The 18,143-nt window shown below is 74.2% G+C and carries 19 protein-coding genes; 14 read left to right on the top strand and 5 right to left on the bottom strand.

Going from position 1 to position 18,143, the window contains the following annotated elements:
• Window positions 1–91 precede the first annotated feature (91 nt).
• Window positions 92–1,495 (top strand): MFS transporter, encoded by a 1,404-nt coding sequence (locus ACBR40_RS35160; RefSeq protein WP_344207998.1) that lies wholly within the window; start codon window positions 92–94, stop codon window positions 1,493–1,495.
• Window positions 1,496–1,508: 13 nt separating this feature from the next.
• Here ACBR40_RS35160 and ACBR40_RS35165 read toward each other — a convergent pair whose 3' ends face one another.
• On the bottom strand, window positions 1,509–2,492 hold the full coding sequence (locus ACBR40_RS35165) for an NAD-dependent epimerase/dehydratase family protein (protein WP_371251524.1): 984 nt from the start codon (window positions 2,490–2,492) through the stop codon (window positions 1,509–1,511).
• 87 nt (window positions 2,493–2,579) lie between these two features.
• Window positions 2,580–2,756 carry a hypothetical protein gene (locus tag ACBR40_RS35170; protein WP_371251525.1) on the bottom strand — a complete coding sequence of 59 codons (177 nt, stop codon included), beginning with the start codon at window positions 2,754–2,756 and terminating at the stop codon, window positions 2,580–2,582.
• 152 nt (window positions 2,757–2,908) lie between these two features.
• Between ACBR40_RS35170 and ACBR40_RS35175 the strand changes: the two genes are divergently transcribed.
• The 4 genes from ACBR40_RS35175 to ACBR40_RS35190 all read left to right on the top strand — a co-directional run bounded on the left by ACBR40_RS35175 (window position 2,909) and on the right by ACBR40_RS35190 (window position 5,232).
• Window positions 2,909–3,223, top strand: coding sequence for a MazG nucleotide pyrophosphohydrolase domain-containing protein (locus tag ACBR40_RS35175; RefSeq protein ID WP_344207995.1), 315 nt, complete (start codon window positions 2,909–2,911; stop codon window positions 3,221–3,223).
• 77 nt (window positions 3,224–3,300) lie between these two features.
• The gene (locus ACBR40_RS35180; protein ID WP_371251526.1) at window positions 3,301–4,068 is read left to right on the top strand and encodes an NAD(P)H-binding protein; all 768 of its coding nucleotides are present in this window, start codon (window positions 3,301–3,303) and stop codon (window positions 4,066–4,068) included.
• 27 nt (window positions 4,069–4,095) lie between these two features.
• A complete protein-coding gene (locus tag ACBR40_RS35185; protein WP_344207993.1) occupies window positions 4,096–4,800 on the top strand; it encodes a class I SAM-dependent methyltransferase in 705 nt (234 codons plus the stop codon).
• 87 nt (window positions 4,801–4,887) lie between these two features.
• Window positions 4,888–5,232: a DoxX family protein gene (locus ACBR40_RS35190; RefSeq protein WP_364459705.1), complete on the top strand. Its 345-nt coding sequence runs from the start codon at window positions 4,888–4,890 to the stop codon at window positions 5,230–5,232.
• Here the strand turns inward: ACBR40_RS35190 and ACBR40_RS35195 are convergent, their stop codons facing one another.
• Window positions 5,233–6,450, bottom strand: a complete 1,218-nt coding sequence (locus ACBR40_RS35195) for a hypothetical protein (RefSeq protein WP_371251527.1) — start codon at window positions 6,448–6,450, stop codon at window positions 5,233–5,235.
• Complete coding sequence (locus tag ACBR40_RS35200; RefSeq protein WP_371251528.1) at window positions 6,447–7,547, bottom strand: ThiF family adenylyltransferase; 1,101 nt, start codon at window positions 7,545–7,547, stop codon at window positions 6,447–6,449. Before ACBR40_RS35200 ends, ACBR40_RS35195 begins: the two co-directional genes overlap by 4 nt.
• 309 nt (window positions 7,548–7,856) lie before the next feature.
• Here ACBR40_RS35200 and ACBR40_RS35205 point away from each other — a divergent pair, with 309 nt between their 5' ends.
• Complete coding sequence (locus ACBR40_RS35205) at window positions 7,857–10,700, top strand: BTAD domain-containing putative transcriptional regulator (protein WP_371251529.1); 2,844 nt, start codon at window positions 7,857–7,859, stop codon at window positions 10,698–10,700.
• On the opposite strand, the gene ACBR40_RS35210 is transcribed toward ACBR40_RS35205, so the two are convergent.
• Window positions 10,594–11,049 carry a GNAT family N-acetyltransferase gene (locus ACBR40_RS35210; protein WP_371251530.1) on the bottom strand — a complete coding sequence of 152 codons (456 nt, stop codon included), beginning with the start codon at window positions 11,047–11,049 and terminating at the stop codon, window positions 10,594–10,596. The genes ACBR40_RS35205 and ACBR40_RS35210 overlap by 107 nt on opposite strands.
• Before the next feature lie 188 nt (window positions 11,050–11,237).
• Here ACBR40_RS35210 and ACBR40_RS35215 point away from each other — a divergent pair, with 188 nt between their 5' ends.
• The 8 genes from ACBR40_RS35215 (at window position 11,238) to ACBR40_RS35250 (ending at window position 18,081) form a co-directional block, all read left to right on the top strand.
• Window positions 11,238–12,041 (top strand): SDR family NAD(P)-dependent oxidoreductase, encoded by an 804-nt coding sequence (locus ACBR40_RS35215; protein ID WP_344207986.1) that lies wholly within the window; start codon window positions 11,238–11,240, stop codon window positions 12,039–12,041.
• A gap of 26 nt (window positions 12,042–12,067) precedes the next feature.
• A complete protein-coding gene (locus tag ACBR40_RS35220; protein WP_371251531.1) occupies window positions 12,068–12,808 on the top strand; it encodes a phosphotransferase family protein in 741 nt (246 codons plus the stop codon).
• The gene (locus ACBR40_RS35225) at window positions 12,805–13,539 is read left to right on the top strand and encodes a peptidase E (protein ID WP_344207984.1); all 735 of its coding nucleotides are present in this window, start codon (window positions 12,805–12,807) and stop codon (window positions 13,537–13,539) included. Before ACBR40_RS35220 ends, ACBR40_RS35225 begins: the two co-directional genes overlap by 4 nt.
• A gap of 52 nt (window positions 13,540–13,591) precedes the next feature.
• On the top strand, window positions 13,592–14,629 hold the full coding sequence (locus tag ACBR40_RS35230) for an ABC transporter substrate-binding protein (RefSeq protein ID WP_371251532.1): 1,038 nt from the start codon (window positions 13,592–13,594) through the stop codon (window positions 14,627–14,629).
• A 77-nt stretch (window positions 14,630–14,706) separates the two neighbouring features.
• Window positions 14,707–15,042 carry a YciI family protein gene (locus tag ACBR40_RS35235; protein WP_344207982.1) on the top strand — a complete coding sequence of 112 codons (336 nt, stop codon included), beginning with the start codon at window positions 14,707–14,709 and terminating at the stop codon, window positions 15,040–15,042.
• Complete coding sequence (locus ACBR40_RS35240) at window positions 15,039–16,274, top strand: RNA polymerase sigma factor (protein ID WP_371251533.1); 1,236 nt, start codon at window positions 15,039–15,041, stop codon at window positions 16,272–16,274. Before ACBR40_RS35235 ends, ACBR40_RS35240 begins: the two co-directional genes overlap by 4 nt.
• Window positions 16,275–16,276: 2 nt before the next feature.
• Window positions 16,277–17,440: a sensor histidine kinase gene (locus ACBR40_RS35245; protein WP_371251534.1), complete on the top strand. Its 1,164-nt coding sequence runs from the start codon at window positions 16,277–16,279 to the stop codon at window positions 17,438–17,440.
• The gene (locus ACBR40_RS35250) at window positions 17,428–18,081 is read left to right on the top strand and encodes a response regulator transcription factor (protein ID WP_344207979.1); all 654 of its coding nucleotides are present in this window, start codon (window positions 17,428–17,430) and stop codon (window positions 18,079–18,081) included. The genes ACBR40_RS35245 and ACBR40_RS35250 overlap by 13 nt, the downstream gene beginning before the upstream one ends.
• Window positions 18,082–18,143: the final 62 nt, after the last annotated feature.

Raw genomic sequence — 18,143 nt, forward strand, 5'->3', positions numbered from 1 at the left:
CCCACCCTATGGGGATATCGGGATCGTTACGGCGACGAAATCCTGGTTAGGGAAGGACGATATCCGCAGGCCGGGGGAAGGGCAGCCGTTGATGAAGGCGTCGTCATGGCGGGCCGACCCGCGCGGGCGTGCGCTCGCCGTCTGCCTGGTGGCGGCGTTCATGACCGGGCTCGACGTCAGCATCGTGAACGTGGCGCTGCCGTCCATCCGCGAGGGCCTGCACGCGATGGAGGACGGCCTCCAGTGGACGCTGTCCGGGTACGCGCTCACGTTCGGCCTGCTGCTGGTGCCGGCCGGGCGGCTGGGGGACGCGCGGAGCCGGCGCACGCTGTTCATGTGGGGGGTGGTGCTGTTCACGCTGGCCAGCGTCGCCTGCGGGCTCGCCTGGAACATGAACGTGCTCATCGTGTCGAGACTCCTCCAGGGCATGGCGGCCGGGATGCTGAACCCGCAGGTGTCGGGGCTGATCCAGCAGATGTTCCGCGGGCACGAGCGGGGCCGCGCCTTCGGCGCCCTGGGCGCCACCATCGGCGTCTCCACGGCGGCCGGCCCCCTGATCGGCGGAGCGCTGGTGACCGGGTTCGGTACGGAGTTCGGGTGGCGCTGGGTCTTCCTGGTCAACCTCCCGATCGGCCTCGCCCTCCTCCCGCTGGCCCACCGCGTGCTCCCCACCCCGGACCCGGCGCAGCTCTCCAGGCGGCGGGAGAGCATGGACCCCGTCGGCGTCGTGCTGCTCGGCCTGGGCGTGGGCTGCCTGCTCCTGCCCTTCATCCAGCAGCACCAGTGGCACGGCCAGGCGAAGTGGCTGCTCGTCCCCGCCGCCCTGATCGTCCTGGGCGTCTTCGTGGCGTGGGAGCGCGCCTACCGCCGCGAACCCCTGATCGACCTGGCGCTCTTCCGCAAGCGCTCCTACAGCCTGGGCTCCGCCATCGCCCTGTTCTACTTCGCGGGCTTCACCGGCATCTTCTTCACCTTCACGCTCTACCTGCAGAGCGGCCTCGACTACAGCCCCCTCATGGCGGGGCTGTCGATCACGCCGTTCGCGCTGGGCTCGGCCTCCGCCTCCGTGGTCGGCGGACGGCTGGTGGGCCGGGCGGGCCGCCGGCTGGTGGCCGCCGGGCTCACGACCGTGATCGTCGGGCTGTGCGCCACGATGGCCGCCACCGCGCTCGTGCCCGGTCACAACGTCGGCCTGGCCACCGCCCTGCCGCTGCTGATCGCGGGCGTGGGCAGCGGCCTGGTCATCTCGCCGAACCAGGCGATCACCCTGTCCGAGGTGCCGCCTGCCGGCGGCGGCAGCGCGGCGGGCGTGCTGCAGACCGGTCAGCGCCTCGGCTCGTCGATCGGCATCGCCGCCGCCGGCTCGGTCTTCTTCAGCTCCCTTCCCCAGGGCTGGCCGACCGCCTTCCGCCACGGCCTCCTGGTGGTGCTCACGTGCGTCTCCATCGCCCTGCTGGCCGCCGGCTTCGACCTCGTCCGCACCTACCGCCGCTGACGACTCGGCCTGGTCATGAGCCCAGCAGGCGGGCCTCCACCTCCGAGTCGAGGCCGATGCGGGGGCGGTCGGGGCGGTGCGGCGCCTCGCCGCCGATGCCGCGCAGCCACGCCCACGTGTCGCCCACCGTCTCGGCCACCGGCCGGAAGCTCAGCCCGGCCGCCACCGCCTTCGACACGTCGCCGCCGTGCAGGAAGTCGTAGTCGGACCCGACCAGCCAGAACGGCAGCTCCGTCCACGGCTGCACCCCGGCCGCCAGGATCGTCTCCGGCTCGACCCAGCGCAGCTGCGCCGCCGCCCCCGTCACCTCGACGCAGGTCTCCAGGATCTCCCGCATCGTCACGAACCCGGGCGGGCTCACCACGTTGAACGCCCCGCCGACGCCGCGCTCGGCCGCCCGCAGGCACCACAGCGCGAGGTCGCGCGCGTCGATGTACTGGAGCCCCTGCTCGGCGGGGCCGGGCGCGAGGACCGGCCCGCCCCGCGCGATCCGGCCGAGCCACCACGGCAGCCGCCCGACGTTCTCGTGCGGCCCGATGATCAGCCCGGCCCTGGCCAGCAGCGCCCGCTCCCCGAACGCCGCCACCGCCGCCAGCTCGCCGCCCGCCTTGTTCCTGGCGTAGTCGGAGGGATCGTCGTCGTCGGCCGAGGCCGTCACCACCGGCGCGCTCTCGTCGGCGCCGAACGCCACCGGCTCGGCGTGAACGGATCTGCTGGAGACGTAGACGTAGTGGCCCGCCCGCCCGGCGAGCAGCGCGGCCGCGTCACGCACCGCCGAGGCCGCCCACGACCAGGTGTCGACCACGACGTCCCACTCGCCGCGCTCCAGCGCCGCGAGGCCGCCGGGGGCCGTGCGGTCGCCGAGCAGCGCGGTGACCCCGGCCGGTGGCGCGTGGGTGCCCCGGTTGAACACGGTGACGTCCCACCCGAGGCCGAGCGCCTCCTCGACGACCGCGCGCCCCACGAACTCCGTGCCGCCCAGCACCAGGATTCTCATGGCGCCCACTCTGGCGCAGGCGGTGGCCCGCGCGTGCCCTTGCACGCCCGCAGCGGAATCGCCATGGGCGAAACCGCGCCGGGCGCCTCAGAACTCGCAGCCGCCCGGGTCCAGCAGGTCGTCGTCGAACTCCGGGGGAGGGGGCGGCTTCGGCACGCGCCGCTCGCCGTGCTCCATCCCCGGCCGCAACCGCCCGGACACCCGGACGGTGAGCCCCTGGCTGCCGCGCGGACCGGCTTCCAGCAACACCTCGATGTCCCGCATCGCCCCGTCCTCTCGCCTCTCGCCGCCGTCGTCCGTTCCGAATGATGGACGGCACGGATGCACGGAGCGTGGCGAAACGCCCCTCATGGCACCCCGCTTACCGAATCTCGATCCCCCATAGGCCCGGCCCGTGCGGGCCGTACACTCCGGGGGTGGACCTGCGGCAGCTCTCCGACGCGATCGAGTCCGTCTCCAGCCGGTACGCCGCCTCGCTCGGCGTCGAGCGGGACGACATCTGGCACATGCTGAAGCTGCAGGAGGAGGTCGGCGAGCTCACCCAGGCGTTCCTCACCCGCACCGGCAGGGCCAGGACCAGGGGCCGCACCCCGGCCGAGATCGAGGCCGACTTCCGCGCGGAGCTGGCCGACGTCCTGTGCCAGGTGCTGCTCCTCGCCCGCCACCACGGCGTGGACGTGGAGGCGGAGGTCCGGCGCAAATGGCTGAACCGCCTGCCCGATCAGGGGTGAGCCGGGAAAATGCGTGGCGCGGCCGTGCCCGGCGGGAGTTCACTGGGGCGGTCCCCCCGCGAAGGAGCCCTTCCCGCATGATCGTGATCACGGCCGCCTCCGGCGCGCTCGGCCGCCTCGTCCTCGACCGGCTGCGAGCGACCGGAGCGGAGGTGACGGCCGCCGTCCGCGAACCCGCCCGCGCGCCCGAGGGCGTCCCGGCCCGCCACGGCGACTACGACGACCCCCGCAGCCTGCGGGCCGCCTTCGAGGGCGCCGACCGCCTCCTGCTGATCTCCTCGCCCGAGCTCGACACCGCCCGCAGGATCGAGCAGCACCTGGCCGCCGTGGCCGCCGCCAAGGAGACCGGCGTGGGCGCGATCGTCTTCACCAGCTTCCTCGGCGCCGACACCGCCGCCACCGGCCTGACCGAGGCGTACCACGTGACCGAGCGGGCGATCGTCGACAGCGGCCTGCCCTACACGCTGCTCCGCCACCCCTACTACAGCGACGCGTTCGTGCCGCGCGTCACCGCGGACGGGGAGATCGTGAGCTCCACCGGCGGCCGGGGGCTCAACACCGCCTTCCGCGCCGACCTCGCCGCCGCCGCGGCGAACGTCCTGACCGGCGGCGACGGCCATCTGGGCCGGGCCTACGACTTCACCGGGCCGCTGTGGACGTACCCGGAGGTCGCCGCGGCCCTGGGCGCCACCTACCGCGAGACCGACGCCGGCGAGGGGCCCATGGGCTGGATCTCCGCCAGGATCCGCGCGGGCGCGCTGGAGCGGCAGACCCCCGACCTCGAACGCGTGCTCGGCCGCCCCGCCGAGACCGTGATCTCCCGCCTCCGGGCGGGCACGGCGTGATCCGGACGTGCACTACGGTTGCCGCTCATGGCCGACTTCATCTCCCTCCCCTTCTACGACCTGTTCCACGAGAACGGTCACGTCCCGATCATCCGTGAGAAGCTGCCGCCGCTCCTGACCGGGGTGACGCGCAGCATCCTGGAGATCGGCGCCGGCTCCGGCCTGATCACCGTCTCGCTGGCCGAGTGGACCCCGGCGGAGATCTTCGCGCTGGAGCCCTCGGACGGCATGCGCGGCATCCTGCTGTCCCGGCTGTGCGGCCGTCCCGAGCTCCTCGACCGGGTCACCGTCCTGCCCTGCGACGCGCTCGCCGCGCGGGTGCCCGAGCCGGTCGAGGCCGTCGTGATGATCAACGTCATGTACTCGATGCCGCACGACTACCGCAAGCGGCTCTGGCCGCTGCTCGCCGAGCTCACGGAGCCCGGCGGCCTGCTCGTCTTCACCTGGCACGACGGCGGCGCGCCCGCCACGCGGCCGGTCGAGAAGCTGGAGAGCCGCCAGGTGGGCCGCCACACCTACTCCATCTGGTCCGGGCTCACCCGGCTGGACGAGGAGACCTTCGAGGGCCGCTTCATCCACCGCATCGAGGAGGGCGACACGGTGATCAGCGAGGAGGAGCTGGTCGGCGAGGCCTACCGGCCGCTCTGGCCGACCATCGAGAGCGAGCTCACCGGCGCCGGTTTCACCCGCGAGGACGCCCCCGACGGACTGCTCGCCTGGCGTCGTACCTGAGCGGTCACACTTCCGGCGGCTGAGGGGTCAACGAGATGCCGGGCCGTACGCGGCCCGGCATCCGTAACGCCGGAAGGAGAGCCACCGATGTCCACCGCCGCTGTCGTCGTCACCGTCCTCACCGCCCTCTGGGTGGGGTTCTCGGCCCTGTCGGTCTTCATCCGCGCCAAGTGGGTCGTGGAGCCGCTCGCCGAGTACGGCGTGCCGCGCGCCGCGTGGCCCTGGCTCGGCACGGCCAAGGCGCTGGGCGCGGCCGGCCTGCTCGCCGGGCTGGTCGTGCCCCCGATCGGCGTGGCCGCCGGGATCGGCCTGGTGGTTTACTTCACGGGCGCGGTCGTCACCGTGCTCCGCGCCCGTTCGTACGGGCACGTGCCGTTCCCGCTGCTCTACCTGACGCCGGTCGTGGTCGCCATGGCGCTCACGGCCGCCTGATCAGCGCCGGGCGGCGAGGCGCGCCACGTACTCCTTGACGGCCAGGGAGAGCGCCAGCGTCTCGGGGCCGAGCAGCAGCCCGGCGCAGAGCAGCCGATACCAGAACGCGGCGGTCAGGGGCCCCTCGGCCAGCCCTTCGGCCGTCCAGCGCAGCACCTCGGCGAAGACCGGCAGCAGCAGCAGGCAGAACCAGGCGACCACGCCGGCGAAGCCCGCCAGCCACACCCAGCGGAACCAGCGCCCCACCCGCAGGTCGGTGTCGGTCGCGTCGGCCAGCTCGGCGGCCTCCTCCTCGCTCAGCCGCCCGAACGCCCGCCGCAGCATCAGCGTCTTCACCCGCCACAGGTTGCGGCAGCCGAGTGCGTTCACCAGCACCGCGTAGAGGTCGGTGCGCAGGAACACGAGGCTCTGCCAGAGCATCTGCATGATCTTGATGAACGACCACGCGGCCAGCAGCGAGGCCACCAGCTCGGGAGCGTCCCACACGCCGGTGTCGATCAGCAGCCGGCCGGTGAGCAGCGCGGCCAGCAGCACGGAGTCGACGGCGAGGCCGGCCAGCAGCGGCCCGTACCGCTGCCGGCGCGGCAGCGTCCAGAGCTGGGTGAGGTCGGTCTCGAAGACGAGCATCCACAGGCGGCGGTCGACGCCGAAGCGGGTCTGGATGCCGAGGGCCCGCGCGCCGAGCCAGTGCCCGCACTCGTGGCTGGCCGCCGCGAACCACACGAACGGCAGCCAGGCGAGCGCGCTCAGCCCGGTGTCGCCGAAGGCGAAGGCGTCCTCGGCGGGGTCGGGGGCCAGGCCGGGGCGGACGACGACGACGGCCACCGAGTAGATCAGGCAGGCGGCGTAGAAGGTCCAGGCGACGGGGCCGAAGAAGGGGCGGACCGTCTCCGGGCGGATGCCGGTCATCCACCGGCGGGCCTGGATGGGCGCCGTGCGCACCGGCGCGGCCGCCTCCTCGCCCTCCTCCGCCAGGAAGCCGAGCTCCCCGAGGGTGTCGACGAACGACGGCACGTTGACCGGCTCCCCGGCGAACTCCTCCGCCTCGGCCGCCGCCTCCTCGACGCTCGCGCCCCGCTGGAGCGCGGCGATCACCACCCCGCCGACCGCCGGGATCGTCACGAACGTACCGGTCGCCGGATCGCCCACCAGCACCTCGTCCTCGCCCTCGGGGACGACGCTGAGCGGCTTGAGCCGGACCGTCGCGGGCACCGTCACCGCCGGTCACCCTCGCGCGGCGGCGCCAGCCGGCAGACCTGGCACTCCGGGTTCGCGGGGAGGGGCCGCCACTCCGGCGTCAGGCCCTCGCGCAGGTCGAGCGTGACCCGGTACCCGGCCGCCCGCGGCGGCTCGAACCCGGTGAGATAGCGCTGCGCCTCCAGCGCGAGCAGCGAGCCCACCTGCATCGCCATCGGCCCGGTGAGCGGGTTGCTCAGCTTCATGTTCTCCACGATCCGGTACGCCACCGCCTCCGGGTCGTCCCCGACCGGCCGGTCGGCGTAGTCGCAGGCCAGGCACGCCGTGCGGCCCGGGTCCACGGACAGGTACATGAGCTGGCTGCGGTTCGCGCCCCCCAGCACGTACGGGATCCCGGCCCGGACGGCGGCCTCGTTCGCCCACAGGTTGGCGTGCGGATGGCCGTCGAGGCCGCCCGCGATGAGGTCCACGCCCTGGACCAGGTCCGCCAGGTCCTCCGGCGCGGACACCCAGCGGTCGACCGGGTGGACCTTGATGGCGGGGTCGTACTCGCGGACCCAGGCCGCGGCCCGCTCGGCCTTCGACAGCCCGATGTCGGCGTGGTGGTAGAGGAACTGGCGGGCGAAGTTGCGCGACTCGACGCGGTCCTGGTCCACCAGCGTCATCTCGCCGACGCCGAGCCCGGCCAGGCACTGGACCAGCGAGGAACCGCCCCCGCCGACGCCGAGCACCAGCACGTGCGCCTCGCGCATCGAGCGCTGGAACGCGCCCCGGTGCCGGTCCAGGGCGGAGTAGGTGCCGTAGAAGCTGAGGTTCGAGAAGTGCCGCTCGTTCTCCTGCGGATCGTCGAGCGCGCGGCCGTCGGCGTCCTCGACCAGGCCCAGGGAGTCGAGCCCGGCGAGGCCCCTGCCGACGTCCTCCTCGGAGAGCCGGAAACCGCGCCCGGCGAGGGCGACGCTCAGCTCGGCGGCGGTCCGTGGGGCCTCGCGCAGCTCGCTCAGGAGCGCGGCCACCTGCCCTTCGGGATCGCCCAGGGTGATCGCCTCGCGAGCGTCGAAGATCACGAGGAGGTCCTCGCCGATCGTCTCCCACTCGCATTCCTTCAACGCCACACGCATCGTGCCTCCAGCGCCGGCCAGTACGCAAAGGGAACCCGCGGGGAGCAAGCTCCCCGCGGGACATTCGTCAGGCGACGTCAGAGCCTCACGTGGCGGGGTTCTGGGTGGCCTTGACGGACTCGACCTTCTTGACCTTGATCTCCATGACGTTCCTCCTCGTGAGGGTTGTGCGGCCGGGTGCGCCGCTCGTGACCAGAGTGCTTCCTGGTACTGAAATGGCGCTTACTTTCGGCTGAGTCGGCGGTTAGGCTGCCGAGTAATGATCATTGGCGGCACGCTCCCGCGGCCGGGAACAGGAGGCAAGGACGGGTGACGAGGGAGGGCGTCGAGTTCCGCCTGCTGGGTCCGGTGGGGGTGTGGGACGCGGGGCGGCTCCTCGGTCCGTCCACCGCGCAGCAGCGCACCGTCCTCGCCATGCTGCTGCTCGAACCGGGACGCCCGGTGCCGGTCGCGCGGCTGGAGACGGCGCTGTGGGGCGCCGAACCGCCCGAGTCCTCCCGTAACGCCATCCAGGGCCACATCTCCCGGCTGCGCCGGCTGCTGGCCCCGTTCCCCGAGGCGGCGCTGACCACCTCGGCGCGCGGCTACTGCCTGACCGTCGCGCGCGAGCGCGTCGATCTGCACCGCTTCCGCGACCTGGTGCGCGAGGCCGGCGGCGAACCGGACCCGGAGCGCGCCGCCGGCCTGCTGCGCGCCGCGCTCGCGCTCTGGCAGGGCGCGCCGCTCGCGGACGCCGCCGGCCGGTGGCTGCCCGACGCCGTCGTGCCGGGCCTGGAGGAGGAACGGCTCACGGCGCTGGAACGGCGGGCCGCGCTCGACCTGCGGCAGGGCCGCCACCAGGAGGTCGCCACCGAGCTGGCGGCGCTGCTCGGCGAGCATCCGCTGCGCGAGCGGCTGGTGTCCCTGCTGATGACGGCGTTGCTGCGCGGCGACCGGCGGACCGAGGCGCTCGCCGTCTTCCGCCGCGTACGCCGGCACTTCGCCGAGGACCTGGGCATCGAGCCGGGGGAGGAGCTGCAACGGCTGCACCAGGCGATCCTCGCCGGCCACGAGGCCCCGGCCGCCGCCGCAGCCGGCGGGTCGCCCGCGCTCGCCGTCCCCCGGCACCTGCCGCCCGACACCGAGCTGTTCACCGCCCGCGAGGAGGAGCTGGCCGCCCTCGACCGGCTGACGCTCCCGCCCGGCGGCTCCCCGGTGCTCGCGCCCTGCGTGATCACCGGCACCGGCGGCGTCGGCAAGACCACGCTGGCCGTGCACTGGGGACACCGCGTACGCGACCGCTTCCCCGACGGCCAGCTCTACGTGAACCTGCACGGCTTCGGCCCCACGCACGGCGTGCGCTCGCCCGCCGAGGCGGTGCGGCTGTTCCTGGACGCGCTCCAGGTGCCGCCGCAGCACATCCCCGCCACCCTGGAGGCCCGGGTCGGGCTCTACCGCAGCCTGCTCGCCGAGCGCCGCATGCTCATCCTGCTCGACAACGCCCTCGACTCCGACCAGGTGCGCCCGCTGCTGCCCGGCGCGCCCGGCTGCCTGGCCCTGATCACCAGCCGCGCCGAGCTGACCGGTCTGGTCGCCGCGGAGGGCGCGCGTACGCTGTCGCTCGGGCTGTTCTCGCCCGCCCAGTCGCGTGAGCTGCTGACGCGCCGGCTCGGCGTGGACAAGGTGGGCGCCGAGCCGCGGGCCGTGGACGACATCGTCTCCCGGTGCGCCGGGCTGCCGCTGGCGCTCGCCATCGTGGCGGCGCGGGCGAACGAGCGGCCGGCGTTCCCGCTCGGCACCCTCGTCTCCGACCTCGCCGACGAAGGCGATTTCTCTGAGGACCTGGACGTGTTCGACGGAGGCGACGCCGCGACGAACATGCGTACCGTCCTCTCCTGGTCCTACCGCGCGCTCAGCCCCGACGCCGCCCGCCTGTTCCGCCTGCGCGGCCTGCTGCCGGCCCCGGAGATCTCCACCGCCGCGGCCGCCAGCCTGGCCGGCATCCCCGTGCAGCGGGCCCGCCGCCTGCTGACCGAGCTGACCAGGGCCAACCTCGCCACCGAACGCACCCCGGGCCGCTACGGCTGGCACGACCTGCTGCGCGCGTACGCGGAGGAGCTGACCCGCCTGCACGACTCCGCGGCCGAGCGCCGCGAGGCCCTGCACCGGCTGCTCGACCACTACCTGCACAGCGCCCGCGTCGGCGACCGGCTGCTCGACCTGCTGCACCGCGTGCCGCTCGCGCCGCCGCCGCCCCGCCCCGGCGTGGTCCTGGCGCGCATCACCGACCGGGCGCAGAGCCAGGCGTGGTTCGCCCAGGAGCACCGGACGCTGCTCGCCGCGATCCGGCACGCCGCCCGCTCCGGGTTCGACGGCCACGCCTGGCAACTGGCCGGCGCCTGCTGGGGCTTCCTGTCCCAGGACGGGCGCTCCGACGACCAGGCGGCGATGTTCGCGATCGCGGTGGAGTCGGCGTCCCGGCTGGAGGACCGGGCCGCCGAGGCCCACGCCCGTGTCGGGCTCGCCCACGCCTTCACCCGGCTGGGCCGCGACGAGGACGGCGAGGCGCACCTGCGCCGGGCCCGCGAGCTGTTCGCGGGGCTCGCCGACCCGGCCGGCGAGGCCCGGTGCCTCATCTACCTCAGCGTCCTGAAGGACCGCCACGACCAGTACGCCGAAGGGCTGGCGCTGAGTGAGGAGGCGCTGCGGCTCTGCCGGGCGGCCGGCGACCGGGCGGGCGAGGGCCGGGTGCTCAACAACATCGGCTGGTTCCACGCCCAGCTGGGGTCGTACGAGGAGGCGCTGCGCCGCTGCGAGGAGGCGCTCGCCATCCACCGCGAGCTGACCGACCTGCCCGGCGAGTCCGCCACCCTCGACAGCATGGGCCACATCCACCACCTGCTCGGCCAGTACGAGGAGGCGATCACCTACTACCGCCGGTCCCTCGCCTGGCGGGGTGGCGGCAAACGTGCGCTCGGCGCCCGCACCCTGCGCCGCCTCGGCGAGGCCCAGCTCGCCGCGGGCCGGCTGCGGGAGGGCGGCGAGACGCTGCGTCAGGCCCTCGCCCTCATCTCCGAGCTGGCCCCTGGGGATGCCGAAGCCCTTCGCGCCCGCGTCGCCTCCCTGCCGGACGCACCAGGTACACATCCACCGCGTCCGCACGCTCGAACGTGAACCCGTGCCGCTCGTACAGCCGGCGCGCCGGACTGCCCCGCAACACGTTCAGCCGGACGACCGCGTCCTCGCGGTCGCATCGCTCCAGCAGCTCCCGCAGCACCGCGGAGCCGATTCCCCTGCCCTGCGCGCGCGGGTCCAGGTAGAAGTGCTCCAGCCAGTAGCCGCTCCGGCCGTCGTCGCCGGCCGGCCGCAGCGCGACACAGCCGGCGAAGACCCCGCCGACCTCTATCACCCAGGTGTGCGCCGGGAGGAAGGCGTCGCGCAGCCGCTGACGCACCCGATGCTCGTCGTAGCGGCCGAGCCTTTCGAGATCCGCCCGCATCACCACGGCCCGCAACTCGGCCACGGCCTCCACGTCTGCCGCCGAAGCCTGCCGAACAGCCCAATCCACCACAAATCGCGATGCTACCGCCCTTGCTGCGGATGGCAGGTCCGAAATCAGCGGCAATTGTCAGTCTGAATCGCGCCAGCCTTATTCGTACGGCGGCTCATAACGTATTGAGCGCACAGCCGATCGAAATAAGGAAAAACATTATGGACCTTCAGCTTTCCGGCCGGATCGCCATTGTCACCGGCGCTTCCAAGGGCATCGGCCTGGCCGTCACCCGCACGCTCCTCGCCGAAGGCGCCCGCGTCGTGGCCGCGTCGCGGAAAAGCACGCCCGAACTGGAGGCGCTCGCCGGCGACCTGGTCCACGTCCCTGCCGACCTGATGGACCCCGAGGTCCCCGGGCAGCTCGTGGCGAGGGCCGTGGCCGAGTTCGGCGGGCTCGACATCCTGGTCAACAACGCGGGCGGGCCGCCGCCCGGCGTGGCGCTGCCGCGCTTCGGGTTCCTGACCCCGACGGACGAGGACTGGCGGGTGATGTTCGAGTTCAACCTGTTCGCGGTCGTACGCGCGGTCCGGGCGGCCGTCCCGGCGATGCTGGCCCGTGGCGGCGGGTCGATCGTCAACGTGTCCTCGGGCAACGCCCGCATGCCCGCCCCCATGAACGTCGACTACAACGCCGCCAAGGCGGGACTCAACACCCTGACCAAGGCCCTGTCCGAGGAGTTCGCGCCCCAGGGCGTCCGGGTGAACACCGTCTCCCCCGGCCCGGTCCGTACGGCGTGGTGGACGGAGAGCGGCGGCGCGGCCGACATCATCGCCGCCCAGGCCGGCACCGACCGCGACACCGTGATCACCCAGGTCGCGCCCGAGATGATGAAGCTGTCGACCGGCCGGCTGGTCGAGCCGCAGGAGATCGCCGACGTGGTCGCCCTGCTCGCCTCACCCCGCTCGGCCAGCACGACCGGCGCGGACTTCGCCGTCGACGCAGGCTTCCTCAAGCAGGTCTGATCCCCGCGGATGCGATGATGGCGGGCGTGGAGGAGGTCGAGGTCGTCGTCGCCCACAAGGAGCGCGCCACCCTGCGCGTCGGCGACGTGTTCCTGAAGATCGACGCCGATCGGGCGCGCGCCGACGCCGAGGTCGAGGCGATGGCGGCGGCGCCCGTCCCGACCCCGGAGATCCTTTGGCGCAGGCCGCCCGTGCTCGCGCTCGCCGCCCTCCGCGGGACGGCGCTCGGCCGCCTCGGCGAGCCGTCGCCCGCGTCGCCGGCGGCGTGGGCCGCGGCGGGCGCCGCCGCGCGGAGGCTGCACGACGCGCCGCTGCCGCCGTGGCCGGGCCGGAGTCTCGACGCGATCGCCGCGGACCTCGACGCCCAGTGCGCGTGGCTGGTCGCGAACGACGTCCTCCCCGCCCGGGTGGTCACGCGCAACCGCCGGATCGCCGAGGCCGCGTTACGGCCGTGGACGCCGGTGTTCGCGCACGGCGACCTCCAGGTCACCCACGTGTTCGTGGACGGCGACGAGGTCATCGGCGTGCTCGACTGGTCCGAGGCGGGCCCGGGCGACCCCCTGTTCGACCTCGCCACCCTGACGCTCGGGCACCAGGAGCGGCTCGGCGACGTCGTCGCCGGTTACGGCGCCGACGTGGACCTCGACGTGATCCGCGCGTGGTGGTCGCTGCGCAGCCTGCGGGCGATCCGCTGGCTGAGCGAGCACGGCTTCGACCCCCGGCCCGAGATCTCCGTGCTGGAGGGCTGCGAGGACACGTGTCCATGACCAGGGAGCCGCAGATTCTGGCCTGCTCCGGGGTGCTGAACCCGCCCGAAGGGTTCCGGCACGTCGGCGTGCAGATATGGCAGGCGAGACAGCTCGCAGGGGTCCGTAGGCCACGCATGTGCCTCATCCCCACGGCGGTGGGCGACGCGCGGGAGCACGTCGACGGCTGGCTGGCGCGGGCGGCGACGTTCGGCGACGCGGAGCTGTCGCATCTCCGGCTGTTCACGCAGCCGAACGTCAAGGACGTACGGGCGCATCTGCTCGCCCAGGACGTGATCTTCGTGTCCGGCGGCAGCGTGGTGAACCTGCTGGCGGTCTGGCGCGCGCACCGGCTCGACGCGATCCTCCGCGAATGCTGGGAGAAGGGCGTCGTGCTGGCCGGCCAGAGCGCGGGCAGCCTGTGCTGGCACGCGGGCGGCGTGACCGACTCCTTCGGCGACGACCTGGACGCTCTCGCGGACGGCCTGGGATTCCTGCCGTTCAGCAACGGCGTCCACGACGACCTGGGCGACCAGCCCCGGCGGTCCCGGTTCCGCGAGGCCGTGGGAGCCGGGACGCTGCCGGCCGGGTACGCCACGGAGGACGGCGTCGCCCTCCACTACGTGGGCGACCGGCTGCACGAGGTCGTGAGCGTGCTCCCCGACAGGAACGCCTGGTTCGTCGAGGCCGACGGCGCGGGCGGGAGCGGGGAGACGGCTCTGCCCGCCCGCCGCTGGGTCCCCGCCGGCTGACGCGGGCCGGGATCGCTACGCTGGTCGTCATGGGCTCGGAAGACCTGCACGCATGAACGGCTCGTCCGTCCGGATCGGCGTCCTCGCGCCGCTGACCCCGCCCGGCTGGGACCAGGCCGGCCGCCACCTGCTCGCCGGGGCCGAGCTCGCCGTACGCGAGGTCAACGACGCGGGCGGGATCGCAGGAAAGCCGCTCGAACTGCTGGTACGCGACACCGCCGCCGATCCGCGCAGGGCGGAGGCGGCCGTGGACGAACTCGCCCGGCTGGGCGTGGCCGCGCTGGCGGGGGAGTACCACAGCGTCGTCGCCCGTGCCGCCGCCGCCCGCGCCCACGCCCTCGGCCTGCCGTTCCTCTGCTCGTCGGCGGTGCTCGACGCGCTCACCGACGAGCCGGCCGAACAGGTCGCGCGCCTCGCCCCGGCGCAGTCCCACGGCTGGCGGATCTACGCGGACTTCCTCCTCGGCGCGGGCCACACCAGGATCGCCGTGGCCGCCGACCCGAGCGTCTACTGGGCGTCCGGCACGCGCATCCTGCGGGACCACCTCGGCGAGGTCATCGAGCTCGACATGAGCGCCCCGGTGTGCGACGCGCTCGCCGGCAGCCGCGCGACCGCCCTCCTCCTCCTGGTCGGCCACCCTGAGCCGGCGGTGTCGATCGTCAGGGCGGTACGCCGCGACCCCCGCCTCGCCGGGATCACGATGGGCGCTCCGGCCGGACAGCCGGAGTTCGCCGCGTGGGAGGCGGCGCTGGGCGAGGACGGCGCCGGGATCCCGTTCCTGCGCTACCTGCCCGAGCGGCTCGGCCCCCTCGGCGCCCGGGTCGCGGCGGCCCTCCGCGAGCGGCTGCCGGAACCGCCGTCCTTCGTGGCCTTCGAGGGGTACGACACGATCGCCGTGCTCGCCGAAGCGCTGCGCACCGGCGGCGGCGGCGCGGCCTGGCCGGGCGTCGCGGTCGAAGGCACCCGGGGGACGATCGTGTTCTCCCGCGTGCCGGGCATCGGCGTCTGGCAGTGGGCGTGGCCCCCGGTCCAGGTCGTCGACCGCGACCCGGCGCGACCCGACCGCCTTCGGGTCCTGCACACCGGCTGAGGAGAAATTTTCGCGGCACCTGTCCGGAACCGGCTCGGCCGTACGTCATCAGGGTGAAGCCGACCAAGGAGAGCGCGATGAAGTACATGATGTTCGTCTGCACCGACACCGAGCCCGACACCGACACCGCCGCCTACCCCGACATCGACGTGTGGGTGGCCGAGCGGGACGCGGCCGGGCAGCGGCTGCAGGGGATGCAGCTGGCGCCGGAGACCGCGGCGACCACCGTCCGGGTCCGCAACGGTGAGCTGCTGGTGTCCGACGGGCCGTTCACCGAGACGAAGGAGATCATCGTCGGGTTCGACCTGCTGGAGTGCGCCGATCTCGACGAGGCGATCGAGGTGGCGCGGGCGCATCCGATGGCGCGCGGCGGCCGGTTGGAGCTCCGGCCGGTGGCCGACTTCGAGCAGTGACCGCACCCGACCGGAGACATCCCGCCGACGCGGCCGTCGCGGAGGCGGCCGCCGAGGCGTACACGCGGATTGTCGCGGCGCTCATCCGGATCACCGGCGACTGGACGCTCGCCGAGGACTGCGCGCAGGAGGCGCTGGCCCAGGCGTTGTCGCGGTGGCCGGAGAGCGGCGTACCCGACAATCCGGGCGGCTGGCTGATGACCGTGGCCCGCAACCGCGCGCTCGACCAGTTGCGGCGGGCGTCCGTCGAACGCCGCAAACTGCGCGAGCTGGCCGTGCTGGCGCTGACCGCGGCCACCGGCGGACCCGCGCCGGAGGAGGGGGAGGACGTCGTGGACGACCGGCTGCGCCTGATCTTCACCTGCTGCCACCCGGCGCTGGCGATGGAGGCCAGGGTGGCGCTGACGCTCCGGACGATCTGCGCGGTGCCCACACGGGACGTCGCGCGGGCGTTCCTGGTCAGCGAGTCCGCCATGACCCGCCGGCTGACCCGGGCGAAGACGAAGATCGCCGAAGCCCGCATCCCCTACCGGGTGCCGCGCGGGCCCGCGCTGGCCGAGCGGCTGCCGGGCGTGCTCGCGGTGCTCTACCTGCTGTTCACCACCGGCTACGACGCCGACGGTGAGCCCGCGTTCGCGGCCGAGGCGATCCGGCTGGCCAGGCTGCTCGCCGGCCTGGTGCCCGGCGAGGGCGAGCCGCGCGCTCTGCTGGCGCTCTTCCTGCTGCAGAACTCCCGGCGCGACGCCCGCCGCGGCGCCGACGGCGAGCTCGTCCCGCTCGACCGGCAGGACCGTACCCGCTGGGACCGCGCCGCCATCGCCGAGGCGACCGGCCTGCTGCGCGACCTGCGGCACACCGGCCCGTACGTGCTGCAGGCCAGGATCGCCGCCTGCCATGCCGACTCCCGGGCGACCGGCGACGCCGACTGGCCGGCCGTCGCCCGCCTCTACGACCGGCTCGCCGCCCTCCAGCCGAACCCGGTCGTCGAGCTCAACCGGGCGGTCGCCCACGGCTACGCGTACGGCCCGCGCGCGGGGCTGGCCGTGCTCGCCGAGGCGCGTTCGGGCGGCGCGCTGGACGGTTATCCGCTCGCCCTGGCCGCCGAGGCCGATCTCACCGCGCGGGCCGGGGACCGGGCCCGGGCCGCCGGGCTGTTCCGCGAGGCCGCCGCGCGGACGCACAGCGAGGCGGAGCGGCGGGCGCTGCTGACCCGCGCGGATGAGGTCGTCTGATCGTGCGCACCTCGACCGCTTTGGAGGCTTTCGCCCGGCGGCCGCTCTCCTTCCTCCGCTCGGTCTGGCCCTGGCGGTCGCTCGCGTACCTGCTGGCGAGCGTCGTGCCCGGGATCGCGGTCGCCGCCGCCGCGGTCACGGTGTCCCTCGTGGGGCCGGCGCCGCTGACGGCCGTCGCCGGGCTCGTCGCCGTGGCGGCGCTGACCCCGCTCGTGGCGAGGTTCGAGTGGTGGCGGCTGCGGCTCGTGGACCTCGCCCCGCCGGCCAGGAAGAGCGGCCTGTCGCGGCGGGAGGCGGTGCTGGGCGTGGTCTGCCTGCTCGCGCTCTGGTGGATCGACCTGGTGGTGGCCGGGTTCGCCGTGGCGGGTCCCGTGGTGCTGATCCTGTCGCCCGTCCTGCAACCTCTGGAGGGGGACGGGGAGCTCGCGGCGGCCGTGGCCGTCTCCGGGGCGGGGCTGCTGCTGCTTCCCGTGGCCGCGTACGTCCTGACCGCCTGGGCCGGGGCGCGCGGAGCCGTGACCAGGGCGCTGATCGCGCCGGACGAGCTGGCCGAGGTGCTGCGCTCGCGGGCCCGGCTGCTGGAGTCGTTCGAGGCCGAACGCCGCAGGATCGAACGTGACCTGCACGACGGCGCCCAGCAGCGGCTGGTCGCGTTGAGCATGCGGCTGGGCCTCGCCCGGCTCGACCTCCCGCCGGACTCCCCGGTCGCGGAAGAGCTGGCCGAGGCGCACGAGGAGGCCCAGCGCGCCCTCGCCGAGCTGCGGGAGCTGATCCGCGGCGTGCATCCGCAGGTGCTCACCGACCGGGGGCTCGCCGCCGCCGTACGGGACGTGGCCGGGCGGTCCCCCGTGCCGGTCGAGGTGGACGTCCGCCTCCCGCGACTGCCCGGCGCCGTCGAGACGACCGCCTACTACGTGGTGGCCGAGGCCCTCGCGAACGTCGCCAGGCACAGCCGGGCGACCCGGGCGCGCGTACACGGCCGCCTGACCGGAGAGGTGCTCGTCGTGGAGGTCAGGGACGACGGCGTCGGCGGCGCCGACCCGGCGCGCGGCACCGGCATGGCGGGCCTGGCCGACCGGGTCGCGGCGGCGGGCGGCAGACTGGCGCTGTCGAGCCCGGCGGGCGGGCCGACGACGATGAGCGTGGAGATTCCGTGCGCGTGGTGATCGCCGAAGACGCCGTCCTCCTCCGGGAGGGCCTGGTCAGCCTGCTCGAACGCTTCGGCCACACGGTCGTCGCCGCGGTCGCGGACGCCACCGCGCTGACCGCCGCCGTGGACGAGCACGAGCCGGACATCGCGGTCATCGACGTACGCATGCCGCCGACCTTCACCGACGAGGGGCTGCGGGCCGCGCTCACGCTGCGCGCGGCCCGGCCGGAGCTGGCCGTGCTGGTGCTCAGCCAGTACGTCGAGCAGACGTACGCGGCCGAGCTGCTGGCCTCCGGCCGCGGCGCCGGAGTCGGCTACCTGCTGAAGGAACGCATCGGGAAGGTCACCGAGTTCGCCGACGCGCTGGTCCAGGTCGCGGGCGGCGCGACCGTGGTCGACCCCGAGGTGGTGCGGCAACTGCTGAGCAGGAACCGCGACCCGCTGGACCGCCTCACGCCCAGGGAACGCGAAGTGCTCGCCCTCATCGCCGAAGGTCGGTCGAACGCGTCGATAGCGCGGGCGCTGTTCGTGACGGACGCGGCGGTCGCCAAGCACATCGCCGCCATCTTCACCAAGCTCGGCCTCCCGCCGACCGTCGACGGGCACCGCCGCGTGCTCGCGGTCCTCGCCTATCTGCAGGCCGAACCGGGATGGTAGTGCCAGGTCCACCCTGAAGGCTCGCCCGTGCGCCAATGCGTCGGCGCGGGCGCCACCGGTTG

The sequence above is a fragment of the Nonomuraea sp. AD125B genome, assembly GCF_041402765.1.
In the GTDB taxonomy this organism is placed as follows: domain Bacteria; phylum Actinomycetota; class Actinomycetes; order Streptosporangiales; family Streptosporangiaceae; genus Nonomuraea; species Nonomuraea bangladeshensis.

Excerpts from the sequence above, each read along its gene's own strand:
- ACBR40_RS35200 (WP_371251528.1), bottom strand. The coding sequence starts at position 7,547 with ATGCGTGTGGCGTTGAAGGAATGCGAGTGGGAGACGATCGGCGAGGAC.
- ACBR40_RS35215 (WP_344207986.1), top strand. The coding sequence starts at position 11,238 with ATGGACCTTCAGCTTTCCGGCCGGATCGCCATTGTCACCGGCGCTTCC.
- ACBR40_RS35235 (WP_344207982.1), top strand. The coding sequence starts at position 14,707 with ATGAAGTACATGATGTTCGTCTGCACCGACACCGAGCCCGACACCGAC.
- ACBR40_RS35160 (WP_344207998.1), top strand. The coding sequence starts at position 92 with ATGAAGGCGTCGTCATGGCGGGCCGACCCGCGCGGGCGTGCGCTCGCC.
- ACBR40_RS35165 (WP_371251524.1), bottom strand. The coding sequence starts at position 2,492 with ATGAGAATCCTGGTGCTGGGCGGCACGGAGTTCGTGGGGCGCGCGGTC.
- ACBR40_RS35230 (WP_371251532.1), top strand. The coding sequence starts at position 13,592 with ATGAACGGCTCGTCCGTCCGGATCGGCGTCCTCGCGCCGCTGACCCCG.
- ACBR40_RS35185 (WP_344207993.1), top strand. The coding sequence starts at position 4,096 with ATGGCCGACTTCATCTCCCTCCCCTTCTACGACCTGTTCCACGAGAAC.
- ACBR40_RS35225 (WP_344207984.1), top strand. The coding sequence starts at position 12,805 with ATGACCAGGGAGCCGCAGATTCTGGCCTGCTCCGGGGTGCTGAACCCG.
- ACBR40_RS35180 (WP_371251526.1), top strand. The coding sequence starts at position 3,301 with ATGATCGTGATCACGGCCGCCTCCGGCGCGCTCGGCCGCCTCGTCCTC.
- ACBR40_RS35190 (WP_364459705.1), top strand. The coding sequence starts at position 4,888 with ATGTCCACCGCCGCTGTCGTCGTCACCGTCCTCACCGCCCTCTGGGTG.
- ACBR40_RS35170 (WP_371251525.1), bottom strand. The coding sequence starts at position 2,756 with ATGCGGGACATCGAGGTGTTGCTGGAAGCCGGTCCGCGCGGCAGCCAG.